Here is a 13,664-nt window from a genome sequence, read left to right as displayed (position 1 = left end):
AACCATGAAAAACATCATCGGTATCTACACCAGCCCGCGCGGCCATTGGGTCGGCGATGGTTTCCCGGTTCGCACGCTGTTTTCCTACGACAACCTGGGCAAACACATCAGCCCGTTCCTGCTGCTCGATCACGCCGGTCCAGCCGATTTCACCCCGACCATCGAACGGCGTGGCGTTGGTCAGCATCCGCACCGTGGTTTCGAAACCGTGACTATTGTTTATGAAGGCGAGGTTCAGCACCGCGATTCGACCGGTAGTGGCGGTGTGATCGGCCCGGGCGATGTGCAATGGATGACTGCGGCTTCCGGGATCCTCCACGAGGAATTCCATTCGGAAAACTTCGCCAAAACCGGCGGCAAACTGGAAATGGTCCAGTTGTGGGTCAACCTGCCGGCCAAAGACAAAATGGCCGCGCCGGGCTACCAGACCATTCTCGACAGCGACATCCCGAGCATTGCGCTCAAGGACAACGCCGGTCGCCTGCGCCTGATCGCCGGTGAGTTCGATGGCCACACTGGCCCGTCGCGGACTTTCACACCGATTGATGTGTGGGATCTGCGCCTGAACGCCGGCAAGTTGCTGACGCTGGATCTGCACGAAGGCCGCAACACCGCGCTGGTGGTGCTCAAAGGTTCGGTGCAGGTCAACGGTGTGGAATCGGTGCGTGAAGGGCAGTTGGCGCTGTTCGAGCGTGACGGCCATCAACTGACACTCGAAGCCAGCCAGGACGCGGTGGTGTTGCTGCTCAGCGGCGAGCCGATCGACGAACCGATCGTCGGCCACGGCCCGTTCGTGATGAACACCGAGCAGGAAATCCACCAGGCCTTCGCCGACTTCCAGTCCGGCCGCTTCGGTCAGATGCACGCTTAACGCACCACCACTGCGCTCTACACAGGACGCGTAGGCCGGTTCGCAGGCCAGGGATGGCTGTTGCCAATAGAAAAGAGGAAACGCCCATGAACACGCCCGTCCGGGCCAGATCAACGCCTGGGACAACGAAGATTTCGTCAAGGCGATCAAGGCCACTGGCAAGAAGCAATTGATCATTGCCGGTGTGGTGACTGAGGTTTGCGTGGCGTTCCCGGCGCTGGAAGAGGGCTTCGATGTGTTCGTGGTGACGGACGCCTCCGGCACATTCAACGAACTGACCCGTGAATCGGCGTGGAACCGCATGTCCAGCGCTGGCGCGCAATTGATGACCTGGTTCGGTCTGGCCTGCGAGCTGCACCGCGACTGGCGCAACGACATCGAAGGGCTGGGCACGTTGTTCTCCAATCACATCCCGGATTACCGCAACCTGATGACCAGCTACAGCACCCGACTAACGGTACATAACTCAAGTCCTATGCAATAAATGTAGGAGTGAGCCTGCTCGCGATGGCGGAGTGTCAGTCGAAGTCTCTTTGACTGATACCCTGCCATCGCGAGCAGGCTCACTCCTACATGGGTTTTGTGGTGTTTTTGCGGGCGTGTTCATCCTCTGAAATCAATTGCTCCTACACTTGCTCAATCTGTGCGATCTTCTCGCGATTGGCCCCCGTCGGAGTTGTTTGATGCTGTCTCTGCTCACCGAACATCCGTTGTTCTGCGCGTTGATCCTGATCCTCCTCGATCTGGGTTTATGGCGTCTGATCAGTTCCCATGGCAGCGAGTGGAAACTGCTGGTGCGGGTGCTGATTTTCAGCCTGTTCAGCGTGCTGCTGTTCAACGAAGGCCTCAATCCCATGGAGCCGGCGCCGTGGGCCGACAACGTGCCGCTGCACCTAGCGGCGACTGGCCTGCAGATTGGCTGGTGGCTGTTCGGTGCGCGCACCCTGACGGTGTTGATCGGCGCGGTGATGATGCAGCGGGTCGGCCACACCGGGCGGTTGTTGCAGGACTTGCTCGGCGCGGTGATTTTCCTCATCGCGATCATCGCGGCGCTGGCCTATGTGCTGGATCTGCCGGTCAAAGGCGTACTGGCGACCTCCGGGGCGTTGGCGATCATTGTCGGTCTGGCCTTGCAGAGCACGCTCAGCGATGTGTTTTCCGGGATAGTCCTCAACACCACCAAGCCTTATCAACTCGATGACTGGATTTCCATCGACGGCACCGAAGGCCGGGTTACCGATATCGACTGGCGCGCCACGCGCCTGCAAACCAGTCAGGGCAGCATGGCGGTGATCCCCAACTCGCTGGCGGCCAAGGCCAAGATCATCAATTTCAGCCGGCCGAGCAATATGTTTGGTGTCGCGGTCAGCGTGCAGGTAAGCCCGCATGCGCGGCCCAATTCGGTGATCGATGCGCTGGAGCGGGCGATGCAGGGCTGTCGCCAGTTGCTCGACATACCTGCGCCGAGCGTCGCACTGAAAAGCTCCGGCAGCAGTGGCGCGGAATACGAGATCAGCGGTTTCGTCGCCTCAATGGGCGAGAAGCGGGTGGTGCGCAATCAGTTGTTCGATCTGGCCTATCGGCACTTGCAGGCCTCCGGGGTCAATCTGCTGTCGAGCGATGAAAGTGCTGCGCCGACCAACCTGTCGCGGCCCCGGGCGTTGCTCGACAGCTCGCCGATTTTCTCAACCCTGCGCCAGGAAGAGAAGGACACCTTCAGCCAGAACATGAGCCTGCAAACCTTCCGCGCCGGCGAAGTCATTCTGGCGGGCGGGGAGGTCAGCGATCACTTGTTCATTATCGAGTCCGGTGTGGTGTCGGTGACGTTGAAGCGCCACGGTACACCGTTCGAGTCCGGGCGCATGGGGCCGGGCGAGGTGATTGGCGAGGCAGGAATCTTGTCCGATACCGCGTTGCCGGCGGACTTTTCGGCGAAGACCTTTTGCGCGTTGTATCGCATCGAGAAGTCGTACCTCAAACCGTGCCTCGATGCGCGTCATGATATCCACGACGCGATGCAGACGCTGCTCGATTTCCGCCTGCACAAGGCGCAATCTCTGACCGAGGAAGCGCCGGCGGTTGTACCCAAAAGAGGCTTTTTGCAGTGGCTGCGTAATCGCGCCTGAAGGGTCAGGTAGCGAGTTTCTGTTCCAGGTGCAGACGCACCTGTGGCCATTCGTCATCGATGATGCTGAAGCGCACCGAGTTGCGCTTGCGCCCGTCCGGCATGATCCGCTCGTGGCGGACAATACCTTCCTGCTGCGCGCCAAGCCGCAGGATCGCGTTGCGCGACTTCTGGTTGTTCTCGTCGGTGGTGAACTGCACGCGCACGCAGTCGAGCACTTCGAAGGCGTGACGCAGCATCAGGTATTTGGCTTCGGTGTTGACGAAGGATTTCTGCCAGCTCGCGGAGATCCAGCTGCTGCCGATTTCCAGTTTGCGATTGAGCGGGTCGATCTTCCAGAAGCGCGTCGAGCCGATGACTTGGCCGCTATCTTTCAACACGATCACGAACGGCATCACCGTGCCGGCGTCACGGCCATCGAGTGCCTTTTTCAGATAACTGTCGACAGTGCTGGGCGAAGGCACCACGGTGACGGTGAGGTTCCACAACTCGCCGTCAGCGGCAGCGTGGAGCAGGGCGTCGGCATCTGAATACTGGAGCGGGCGCAAGAGGATGCGCTGACCTTGCAGCGTGGTTTGCATGGGATTCCGGTCTCGGCAGTGCGGGTAAAAGGCGAGTGCCCATTACGCCGCACGAGACTGATCCGATGCAACCGGCGCGATGATCACGGGGTCACAATTTTTACAGCCCTTGGGCAGGAGCCTCAGCCGATGAAAAACCTGCGAATCGCCACTTACAACGTCAACGGTTTACGCGCGCGTTTGCCGAACCTGCTGGATTGGCTCAAGCGCGAGCAGCCTGATATCGCCTGCCTGCAAGAACTCAAATCCGTCGACACGGCGTTTCCCGCCGCCGAACTGGAAGCCGCCGGTTACGGCGCGATCTGGCAGGGCCAGGCCTCCTGGAACGGTGTAGCGATTCTCGCCCGCGATGCGCAGCCGCTGGAGAGCCGGCGCGGTCTGCCGGGTGATCCCGATGACAAGCACAGTCGTTATCTGGAAGCGGCGGTGCATGGCGTGTTGGTCGGTTGCCTGTACCTGCCCAACGGCAACCCGCAACCGGGGCCGAAATTCGATTACAAACTAGCGTGGTTCGAACGGCTGATCAGCTACGCCAAAGACCTGCAAAGCAGCGATCACCCGGTGGTGCTGGCCGGCGACTACAACGTCGTGCCCACCGACATGGACATCTACAACACCCGTTCCTGGCTCAAGGATGCGCTACTGCAACCCGAGAGCCGCGAGTGTTATCAGCGCTTGCTCGATCAGGGCTGGACCGATTCGCTGCGGCATCTGTATCCCGAGGATCGGCTCTATACGTTTTGGGATTACTTTCGGCAGCATTGGCAAACCAACTCCGGTCTGCGCATCGATCATCTGCTGCTCAACCCGGCGCTTAGTCCTTATCTGCATGAAGCCGGCGTAGACGCCTGGGTGCGCAATGAACCGCACGCCAGCGACCATGCGCCGACGTGGATTCGCATCGGTTCCCGCAAGAAGCGCTAGCGGGCGATTGGCGAAATCAATTGTCGAAAACAGTGCCTGATCCCGTATACATGGCGACCATCAACGCAGTGACCTGCGGCCCCATGCATAAGGATCGAGCAATGAGTGAGCCACGCCTGACGAATCTGAAGCTGTACCTGCAACGTCTGGGTTTTGAAACGCCACCGGAACCGACACTGGTGACCCTGCGCTTGCTGCAACTGCGCCATACCGGCGTGTTCCCTTTCGAGAATCTTGCGACGATTACCGGCGCGCCGGTGTTGATCGATCTGCCGTCCATTGAAGAGAAAGTCCTGCTCGGTGGGCGCGGCGGTTACTGCTATGAACTGAATAACTTGTTCTTTGCCCTGTTGCTGGAACTGGGCTTCGACGCTCGGGCCATCAGCGGGCGCGTGGTAATGAATCAGCCCGAAGGCAGCTGGACAGCGCGCACACACCGTTTGAGTCTGGTGACTATCGACGACGTGCGCTACATCACAGATGTCGGCTTCGGTGGCATGGTGCCGACTGCACCGCTGCTCCTTGACACCGAGACTGAGCAACCAACGCCTCACGAACCTTATCGCATTGAGAAACAGGCCGACGGCTACATGCTGCGTGCCAACGTGGCGGGTGAATGGCGGCCGATGTACCTGTTCGACCTGCAACGCCAGGAAGACATCGATTACACCATTGGCAACTGGTACGTCTCGACCCATCCTGAGTCACCGTTCAGTCAGCGCCTGATGGTTGCGCGCACCGGTGAGGGCTGGCGCAAGACGCTGAACAACGGCAGCTTCGCTGTTCACCGCATGGGCGCCGAGAGCGAGCGGCGTGATATCGCGGACGCCGGGGATCTACTCGGTCTGCTTGAGGTTGAGTTCGGGATTCGGGTCGCGAGCCCGGAGTTGTTGAGGCCGGTGCTAGGACGCCTTATCGAGTCTGGTCAGGGATCTTCAGCGTAAGCATCGACCTGGATCGTGAACAGATTGATCTTGGCCCACGACTCCCGTTGCCTGACCTCTGTCTCCTCTGAGCCAATGCTGATGAGGTAGTTGATGCCTGTTGCCGGGTCTCTGAAACCATTTTGGGTCGAGTCCCAGACACAACAGGCGCGCGTGATCGGCGAAATCCCGAAGTGCTGTTCAAGGTACTGTTCGGCTTTCGAAGCATTGGCCCCGGACACTTCATAGCTGGCGGAAAATGGCTGGCCCATGCGGTCAAGCGCCTGTGTGCAGCCTTTGAATTCAACAAACGATGGCTTGTCTGCGAGCTTCGACAGAAAGTCATCACAGCCAAAGTCGGCACTGGCGCTGTTGGCAACGACCAGCAACAGCGCGGGTATTAATCGGATAAGTAGCAACCGTTTCAATTATTTCTCCACCAGCAATTCACCTACATATTTCCCGCCTTCACCTTTAACTCGCCGGCAGATCAGGTAGTCGTAGATGTCGTTCCATTTGATCAGCTCATAAAAGGTGACACAGCCGTCGGACAAATGACCGACGTGGATGTAACGACTGCTGTTGCCTTTTGTGCCTTGCAGTTCGATTGGAAACCAGACGTCGGTGCAATGCAGATTACCTTGTGCCTTGTAGCCATCCGTGGAGATATTTCCGTGGGAGCGGTCCGGGGCCATGATCCGGTGGCGTCCGGGAGGGATCGGGGTAAATTCGCCGCCCCACTGGCTGTTCAGCGTCACCTTCGCCGTTTTGCCATTGAAACTGACCTGTGCCCATTGCTGCAGGAGTTTGCCTTTGAACTCCGAGACCGCATGAACCGGTGCACCGGTGTACTTGACCTTGACGGTGGCCGGCGCCGTTGGCGGGGTATCCATCAGGTACTTCAAGGCATTTTCGGTTTTCAGGCTGGCCGTCTGCCCGACGAACTCCGAATTGCCGTCGGCAATCCGGAAGTAGGTTCGACCACCGGACTCTTTGGTGAAGGTCACTTTGGTGTATTCGCAGAGGGCGATGAGCGTGCCTTTTGGTTCGAGTTTTACACTCAGCCAGCCGTTTTCGTCGGCTCGTTTGGTGTATTTGGTGACAACGGCTGCGGGATGCGTACTGCCACCCTGTCGATTCGAGGGAGCCCGGTTATTGCTGAGGATTGCCTGCGCCATGCTGGTTACAACTCCTTTCAGGTGAATTCAGCCACTGGTTCTTCCTGTTCAGGCCAGGTCGTCAGGCTCCAGATGCAGCAGTTCGCTCGCTCGGGTCGATACTCTCTGGGTCAGTCCGCGCTCATTGGTGACGCCACGGATTACCTTGCCAGACGCGGTGGTGATTTTGTAAGCGAAGTCGGGGACAGGCTCGCCGTCGGCGTCCAGTAACGTGAACTGTTCATCGAAACCCAAGTTGATCGGCGGAACGGGACTGATCGGCGCGCCACCACCACTCTGGCCAATGATGACGGTGCCGGAACCGCCGACGATAACGTCGCCGTGGCTGCCCTGACTGCCTTGGGTGGCGGCGTTTTTACCGTTGATGAAGACGGTTGCGGAAATGTTGCCGCTGATGGCGCTGCCGCAAGAGGCTGGATCGCCAAGGCGCGCGGCAGGCAGACCATCGAAGAATACGTCGGGAGAACCGGCAACTATTTTCTGCGCCGCATGGGCAGGGCATGTTGTGGCGTCTGTGGCGCGTGCAGCGGGTTTTCCACTCATGGTGACTTCCTTTTCTTGCCCGGCTGGGGGCATCCGTTGGTCCGTACAGCATGGCTTCTGATCGTGCCACGTGATGAGGGGGTACTCAAGACATCAGGCCGTTTGAGTGACGAGTAACCCGTGCCTGATATTTTGTATACAAAACCATGGACACTTGTCGCGAGTTTTGAATACAGTGTGCGCATAACAAAAACCAGGGAACCCCCCACCATGAAAACGCCCCATGTTTCACACCAACGGCCCGAGGACGAAAATCTCGGGGTCGGCGCGAATATGGCTTACGGCCTGCAACATGTTCTGACCATGTACGGCGGTATCGTTGCGGTGCCACTGATCATCGGCCAGGCGGCCGGCCTGTCGCCGGCGGACATTGGTTTGCTGATTGCTGCTTCATTGTTTGCGGGGGGGCTGGCGACGCTGCTGCAAACCCTGGGTCTACCGTTTTTTGGTTGTCAGTTGCCGCTGGTGCAGGGCGTGTCGTTCTCCGGTGTGGCGACCATGGTCGCGATCGTCAGCAGTGGCGGGGAGGGCGGCTTCCAGTCGGTGCTTGGCGCAGTGATTGCCGCGTCCTTGATCGGCTTATTGATTACGCCGGTGTTCTCGCGAATCACCAAGTTCTTCCCGCCGCTGGTCACCGGCATCGTGATCACCACCATCGGCTTGACGCTGATGCCGGTGGCCGCACGCTGGGCCATGGGCGGCAACAGCCATGCGCCGGACTTCGGCAGCATGCAGAACATCGGTTTGGCGGCGGTCACACTGGTGCTGGTGTTGCTGCTGAGCAAGGTCGGCAGCTCGACCATCTCGCGTCTGTCGATCCTGTTGGCCATGGTGATCGGCACGGTGCTGGCGGTGTTCCTTGGCATGGCGGATTTCTCCAGCGTCACCACGGGGCCGATGTTTGGCTTCCCGACGCCGTTCCATTTCGGCATGCCGACCTTCCACTTCGCTGCAATTCTGTCGATGTGCATCGTGGTCATGGTGACCCTGGTGGAAACTTCGGCGGACATTCTTGCGGTCGGTGAAATCATCGGCACCAAGGTCGATTCCAAACGCCTGGGCAATGGCCTGCGGGCAGACATGCTGTCGAGCATGTTTGCGCCGATTTTCGGTTCGTTCACCCAGAGCGCCTTCGCCCAGAACGTCGGGCTGGTGGCGGTTACCGGGATCAAGAGCCGTTACGTGGTCGCTACTGGCGGTATCTTCCTGGTGATTCTTGGTCTGCTGCCGTTCATGGGCCGGGTTATCGCAGCAGTGCCGACGTCGGTACTCGGCGGCGCCGGTATCGTGCTGTTCGGCACGGTGGCAGCGAGCGGTATCCGTACGCTGTCGAAGGTTGATTACCGCAACAACGTCAACCTGATCATCGTCGCTACTTCGATCGGTTTCGGCATGATCCCGATTGCCGCACCGAACTTCTACGATCACTTCCCAAGCTGGTTCGCGACCATTTTCCACTCGGGCATCAGCTCGTCGGCGATCATGGCGATCCTGCTCAACCTGGCTTTCAACCACTTCACCGCCGGTAACTCGGATCAGCAGTCGGTGTTTGCGGCGGCGGAAGAGCGGACCCTGCGCTATCGCGACTTGGCGGCGCTGCGTGAAGGCGATTACTTCAGCGACGGCAAGCTGCATGACTGCGATGGCAAGGAAGTGCCGGTCATTGAGCCTGATGATCACGATCATGGGCAGGGTGCGTCGAAGGTGCAGGTAAAGAGTAGCGAGCACGTCTGACGGCTGTCTCTAAACAAAAAGGGCCGATCTATTACACACAGATCGGCCCTTTTTCATTTCAAGATCAAAAGATCGCAGCCTTCGGCAGCTCCTACACAGATCTCATGCTCCGCCGATTCTGCGGATGAACGCTGAATCTGTAGGAGCTGCCGAAGGCTGCGATCTTCAGATCTTTTCGAGCGCCCACAAAAAAGCCCCTGAATCTTTCGATTCAGGGGCTTTGCTATTTGGCTCCACAACCTGGACTCGAACCAGGGACCCAATGATTAACAGTCATTTGCTCTACCAACTGAGCTATTGCGGAATTGGTGCGTATGTTACTGATTCAAAAAGAGAAGTCAAGCGCAGCTTGTAAAATTAGCTGAATCCTCGGGACGAACGGTGACTTGTCAGCGATTGGCGGTTACCAGAACTGCGGTAGAGGTCTACCATGGGCGCCCGGAAGTGGTCACACGCGCTGCCGGCCATTCGCCGAAAAAGGTCTGCGTCATGAACCATTTATCCCGCAACAGCGAGGTGTTCGCATGAGCATCGCGCAAATCAGCCTACCCAAGGGCGTTGGCCCTCACGCCGAAAAACTCTTCGATGCAATCACCCAGGCCAGCACCGCTGAGGAATTGAACCGCGCCGGTGGCAAGGCCGAAGGCTTCGTCCTGGGTCTTGAAAGCACCAAGGCGATCAAGAGTCAGATCGCCGAATCGCTGTACGTCGTTTATGACGACGCCGCGAGTCAGCGTGCGATCGAACTGGCTTAACTGCCGAAGGTGATGGTGCCCATCATCAGCTTGGCGTAAGCCGCGGTGGCGGCCAGTTGCACCAGCCACAGGACCAGGCCACCCAGGAACACCCCGGCGGCGACTTGCAGTACCAGGCTCTTTTCGCGCTTGGCCGATGCGCGGGGGATGAAATCATCCAGATCGTCACGGTCGGCGCGCAGGTTGTCGTTTTTCATATTGGGTCTCTTCAGAAATCTCGGGTGTACACAAAACCTGTAGGCCTTCGCCTGCTCGCGATAGCGTCGTGTCAGTCGAAGCTTCATTACCTGACACGCCGCTATCGCGAGCAGGCTAACTCCTACATTTTGGATTTGTGTGCAGTCTAGAGGGTATGGGGCGTTATCCGGGACAAATAAAAAACGGGAAGCCCCAAGGCTTCCCGTTTTTCATCACAGTGCGAAATCAGATGACCTGAACAATCGCATCCGTTACCGCCTTGATGTTGCTCTGGTTCAGCGCAGCCACGCAGATGCGGCCGGTGTCCAGGGCGTAGATGCCGAATTCGTTGCGCAGGCGATGCACTTGTTCAGTGGTCAGGCCCGAGTAGGAGAACATCCCGCGCTGACGGCCGACGAAGCTGAAGTCGCGGCCCGGGGCTTTCTCTGCCAGCAGGGCAACCATCTGCTCGCGCATGCCGCGAATGCGCAGACGCATTTCCGCCAGCTCGGCTTCCCATTGTGCTCGCAGTTCTGGGCTGTTCAGTACAGCCGCAACGATGCTCGCACCGTGGGTCGGCGGGTTGGAGTAGTTGGTGCGGATCACGCGTTTGACTTGCGACAGCACGCGCGCGCTTTCTTCTTTCGATTCGCTGATGATCGACAGCGCACCAACGCGCTCGCCGTACAGCGAGAACGATTTGGAGAACGAGCTCGAAACGAAGAAAGTCAGACCGGACTCAGCGAACAGGCGCACGGCCGCGGCGTCTTCATCGATGCCGTCGCCAAAACCTTGATAGGCCATGTCGAGGAACGGCACGTGACCTTTGGCTTTAACCACTTCCAGCACGTTGTTCCAGTCCGCCGGGGTCAGGTCGACGCCGGTCGGGTTGTGGCAGCAGGCGTGCAGGACAACGATCGAGCCGTTCGGCAGGGCGTTGAGGTCGTCGAGCATGCCAGCACGATTCACATCGTGGCTGGCTGCGTCGTAGTAACGGTAGTTCTGCACCGGGAAGCCGGCGGTTTCGAACAGGGCGCGGTGGTTTTCCCAGCTTGGGTCACTGATCGCCACGACGGCGTTCGGCAGCAGTTGCTTGAGGAAGTCGGCACCGATCTTCAGTGCGCCGGTCCCGCCGACGGCCTGAGTGGTGATGACGCGACCGGCGCCGATCAGCGGCGAGTCGTTGCCGAACAGCAGCTTTTGCACGGCCTGGTCGTAGGCGGCGATACCATCGATCGGCAGGTAGCCGCGCGAAGCGTGTTGAGCGGCGCGAACGGTTTCGGCTTCGATCACGGCGCGCAGAAGTGGAATTCGCCCCTCTTCGTTGCAGTAAACACCCACGCCCAGGTTGACCTTGGTGGTCCGGGTATCGGCGTTGAATGCTTCGTTGAGGCCCAGGATTGGATCGCGGGGTGCCATTTCGACAGCGGAGAACAGGCTCATTATTGCGGCGGCTCTGAATGGAGAATGGAGGGACGTGTCGCGCTCCAGCCGGATGCACTAGAGCGGTGCACAAACGGGGAGCTAGTATAGAGGCCATTACTGAATAATGGCGACAGGCGATTCGGCTTTTAGGGTAAGTTTTTCCGATTATTTCTTGACCGTTAGTCGACTGCTCGTGTCAGAGTCTTTACCGGATGTAGGACGTTTGCCTTGAAAGGTGAGGCAATCGCCACCACATTGAGCACAATCCAGGTTTTTTCTTGCGCGACACCGGTCGTTTGCGGTCGTCCCCGTGGTGTTCCGCTTTGCTCGGAATGCCGCGATCCCAGAGGTGTATATGTCCGAATTCCAGCTCGTCACCCGCTTCGAGCCCGCCGGCGACCAGCCAGAAGCCATCCGTCAATTGGTGGAGGGCATCGAGGCCGGGCTGGCGCACCAGACGCTGCTCGGTGTGACCGGCTCGGGCAAGACCTTCAGCATCGCCAATGTCATTTCGCAGATTCAGCGCCCGACCCTGGTGCTGGCGCCGAACAAGACCCTTGCTGCGCAGCTGTACGGTGAGTTCAAGGCGTTCTTCCCGAATAATGCCGTCGAGTATTTCGTTTCCTACTACGACTACTACCAGCCTGAAGCCTATGTGCCGTCGTCCGACACCTTCATCGAGAAGGATGCGTCGATCAACGACCACATCGAGCAGATGCGCCTGTCCGCAACCAAAGCGTTGCTGGAACGTAAAGACGCGATCATCGTCACCACGGTGTCGTGCATCTACGGTCTGGGTAGCCCGGAAACCTATTTGAAGATGGTGCTGCACGTCGATCGCGGCGACAAACTCGATCAGCGTGCGCTGCTGCGGCGGCTGGCCGACTTGCAATACACGCGCAATGACATGGACTTTGCCCGCGCGACTTTCCGTGTGCGCGGCGACGTGATCGACATCTATCCGGCGGAATCCGATCTGGAAGCGATCCGCATCGAGCTGTTCGATGACGAGGTCGAAAGCATTTCCGCGTTCGACCCGCTGACCGGCGAAGTCATCCGCAAGATGCCGCGCTTCACCTTTTACCCGAAGAGCCACTATGTAACGCCACGCGAAACCCTGCTCGACGCCATCGAACACATCAAGGTCGAATTGCAGGAACGCCTCGAATACCTGCGCAGCAACAACAAACTGGTCGAAGCCCAGCGTCTTGAACAGCGCACCCGTTTCGACCTGGAGATGATCCTCGAGTTGGGTTATTGCAACGGCATCGAGAACTACTCGCGCTACCTGTCCGGTCGCCCGGCCGGCGCGGCGCCGCCAACGCTCTACGATTATCTGCCGGCCGACGCCTTGCTGGTGATCGACGAATCCCACGTCAGCGTGCCGCAGGTCGGCGCGATGTATAAGGGCGACCGTTCGCGTAAGGAAACCCTCGTCGAATACGGCTTTCGTTTGCCGTCGGCGCTGGACAACCGGCCGATGCGGTTTGACGAGTGGGAAGGGGTCAGCCCGCAGACCATTTTCGTCTCGGCGACGCCGGGCAACTACGAAGCCGAGCACGCCGGGCGGGTGGTTGAGCAAGTGGTGCGGCCGACTGGCCTGGTCGACCCGCAGGTTGAAGTGCGTCCGGCGCTGACTCAGGTCGACGATCTGCTCTCGGAAATCAGCAAACGCGTGGCGGTCGAGGAGCGGGTGCTGGTCACCACGCTGACCAAACGCATGGCCGAAGACCTTACCGATTACCTCGCCGATCACGGCGTGCGCGTGCGTTATCTGCACTCGGATATCGACACCGTTGAGCGCGTGGAAATCATCCGTGATCTGCGCCTCGGTACCTTTGATGTGCTGGTCGGGATCAACTTGCTGCGTGAAGGCCTGGACATGCCGGAAGTGTCGCTGGTGGCGATCCTCGACGCCGACAAAGAAGGCTTTCTGCGTTCCGAGCGTTCGCTGATTCAGACCATCGGCCGGGCGGCGCGTAACCTCAATGGCCGGGCGATTCTTTACGCCGATCGGATGACTGGTTCGATGGAGCGGGCGATTGGCGAAACCGAGCGGCGTCGCGACAAGCAGATCGCCTTCAACCTGGAAAACGGCATCACTCCGCGCGGGGTGATCAAGGACGTCGCCGACATCATGGAAGGCGCCACCGTGCCGGGTTCGCGCAGCAAGAAGCGCAAAGGCATGGCCAAAGCCGCCGAAGAGAACGCCAAGTACGAAGCAGAACTGCGTTCGCCGAGCGAGATCACCAAGCGTATTCGTGCGCTGGAAGAGAAGATGTATCAGCTGGCGCGGGATCTGGAGTTTGAAGCGGCGGCGCAGATGCGCGACGAGATTGCCAAACTGCGCGAACGGCTTTTGGCTGTGTAAGGAGGATCGTTCCCACGCTCTGCGTGGGAATGCAGCCCCGGACGCTCCGCGTCCGCT

At 59.1% G+C, this 13,664-nt stretch carries 13 protein-coding genes, 1 tRNA gene and 1 pseudogene; 8 read left to right on the top strand and 7 right to left on the bottom strand.

The genetic code is table 11. The features are described 5' to 3' along the window. Positions 1 to 4: 4 nt before the first annotated feature. From CKW26_RS04590 to CKW26_RS04580, 3 genes and pseudogenes are all read left to right on the top strand, one after another. Positions 5 to 871 carry a pirin family protein gene (locus CKW26_RS04590; protein ID WP_095047673.1) on the top strand — a complete coding sequence of 289 codons (867 nt, stop codon included), beginning with the start codon at positions 5 to 7 and terminating at the stop codon, positions 869 to 871. A 94-nt stretch (positions 872 to 965) separates the two neighbouring features. Next, positions 966 to 1,355 (top strand): annotated as a pseudogene (locus CKW26_RS04585) (isochorismatase family protein); the annotation flags it as partial. A 199-nt stretch (positions 1,356 to 1,554) separates the two neighbouring features. Next, positions 1,555 to 2,997: a mechanosensitive ion channel family protein gene (locus tag CKW26_RS04580; RefSeq protein ID WP_095047672.1), complete on the top strand. Its 1,443-nt coding sequence runs from the start codon at positions 1,555 to 1,557 to the stop codon at positions 2,995 to 2,997. Between the two features lie 4 nt (positions 2,998 to 3,001). Here CKW26_RS04580 and CKW26_RS04575 read toward each other — a convergent pair whose 3' ends face one another. Next, positions 3,002 to 3,577, bottom strand: a complete 576-nt coding sequence (locus CKW26_RS04575; protein ID WP_095047671.1) for a GNAT family N-acetyltransferase — start codon at positions 3,575 to 3,577, stop codon at positions 3,002 to 3,004. A gap of 129 nt (positions 3,578 to 3,706) precedes the next feature. Between CKW26_RS04575 and xth the strand changes: the two genes are divergently transcribed. Both xth and CKW26_RS04565 read left to right on the top strand, forming a co-directional pair. Further along, positions 3,707 to 4,501, top strand: a complete 795-nt coding sequence (gene xth, locus CKW26_RS04570; protein ID WP_095047670.1) for an exodeoxyribonuclease III — start codon at positions 3,707 to 3,709, stop codon at positions 4,499 to 4,501. Positions 4,502 to 4,602: 101 nt separating this feature from the next. Continuing rightward, complete coding sequence (locus CKW26_RS04565) at positions 4,603 to 5,445, top strand: arylamine N-acetyltransferase (protein WP_095047669.1); 843 nt, start codon at positions 4,603 to 4,605, stop codon at positions 5,443 to 5,445. Here the strand turns inward: CKW26_RS04565 and CKW26_RS04560 are convergent. The 3 genes from CKW26_RS04560 to CKW26_RS04550 are packed head-to-tail and all read right to left on the bottom strand — an operon-like array spanning position 5,427 to position 7,145. Further along, positions 5,427 to 5,852 carry a DUF4952 domain-containing protein gene (locus tag CKW26_RS04560; protein ID WP_095047668.1) on the bottom strand — a complete coding sequence of 142 codons (426 nt, stop codon included), beginning with the start codon at positions 5,850 to 5,852 and terminating at the stop codon, positions 5,427 to 5,429. The two genes, CKW26_RS04565 and CKW26_RS04560, sit on opposite strands and share 19 nt — an antisense overlap. Continuing rightward, positions 5,853 to 6,602, bottom strand: a complete 750-nt coding sequence (locus CKW26_RS04555) for a hypothetical protein (protein ID WP_095047667.1) — start codon at positions 6,600 to 6,602, stop codon at positions 5,853 to 5,855. A 48-nt stretch (positions 6,603 to 6,650) separates the two neighbouring features. Further along, positions 6,651 to 7,145 carry a PAAR domain-containing protein gene (locus CKW26_RS04550; RefSeq protein ID WP_095047666.1) on the bottom strand — a complete coding sequence of 165 codons (495 nt, stop codon included), beginning with the start codon at positions 7,143 to 7,145 and terminating at the stop codon, positions 6,651 to 6,653. A gap of 210 nt (positions 7,146 to 7,355) precedes the next feature. Here CKW26_RS04550 and CKW26_RS04545 point away from each other — a divergent pair, with 210 nt between their 5' ends. Beyond that, complete coding sequence (locus tag CKW26_RS04545) at positions 7,356 to 8,879, top strand: nucleobase:cation symporter-2 family protein (RefSeq protein WP_095047665.1); 1,524 nt, start codon at positions 7,356 to 7,358, stop codon at positions 8,877 to 8,879. A gap of 228 nt (positions 8,880 to 9,107) precedes the next feature. Here CKW26_RS04545 and CKW26_RS04540 read toward each other — a convergent pair. After that, positions 9,108 to 9,183 (bottom strand) — tRNA-Asn (locus CKW26_RS04540). Positions 9,184 to 9,403: 220 nt separating this feature from the next. On the opposite strand from CKW26_RS04540, the gene CKW26_RS04535 reads away from it, so the two are divergent. Then, positions 9,404 to 9,634, top strand: a complete 231-nt coding sequence (locus CKW26_RS04535; protein ID WP_093432041.1) for a hypothetical protein — start codon at positions 9,404 to 9,406, stop codon at positions 9,632 to 9,634. Here the strand turns inward: CKW26_RS04535 and CKW26_RS04530 are convergent. Then, positions 9,631 to 9,831 carry a hypothetical protein gene (locus CKW26_RS04530; RefSeq protein WP_095047664.1) on the bottom strand — a complete coding sequence of 67 codons (201 nt, stop codon included), beginning with the start codon at positions 9,829 to 9,831 and terminating at the stop codon, positions 9,631 to 9,633. The genes CKW26_RS04535 and CKW26_RS04530 overlap by 4 nt on opposite strands. 226 nt (positions 9,832 to 10,057) lie before the next feature. Continuing rightward, on the bottom strand, positions 10,058 to 11,254 hold the full coding sequence (locus CKW26_RS04525) for an amino acid aminotransferase (protein ID WP_095047663.1): 1,197 nt from the start codon (positions 11,252 to 11,254) through the stop codon (positions 10,058 to 10,060). A gap of 337 nt (positions 11,255 to 11,591) precedes the next feature. Here CKW26_RS04525 and uvrB point away from each other — a divergent pair, with 337 nt between their 5' ends. Next, the gene (gene uvrB, locus CKW26_RS04520; RefSeq protein WP_007913411.1) at positions 11,592 to 13,607 is read left to right on the top strand and encodes an excinuclease ABC subunit UvrB; all 2,016 of its coding nucleotides are present in this window, start codon (positions 11,592 to 11,594) and stop codon (positions 13,605 to 13,607) included. Positions 13,608 to 13,664 lie beyond the last annotated feature (57 nt).

The organism is Pseudomonas sp. Irchel s3h9 (genome assembly GCF_900187475.1).
Lineage (GTDB): Bacteria > Pseudomonadota > Gammaproteobacteria > Pseudomonadales > Pseudomonadaceae > Aquipseudomonas > Aquipseudomonas neuropathica.
This window is presented reverse-complemented; position numbering and strand designations above follow the sequence as displayed.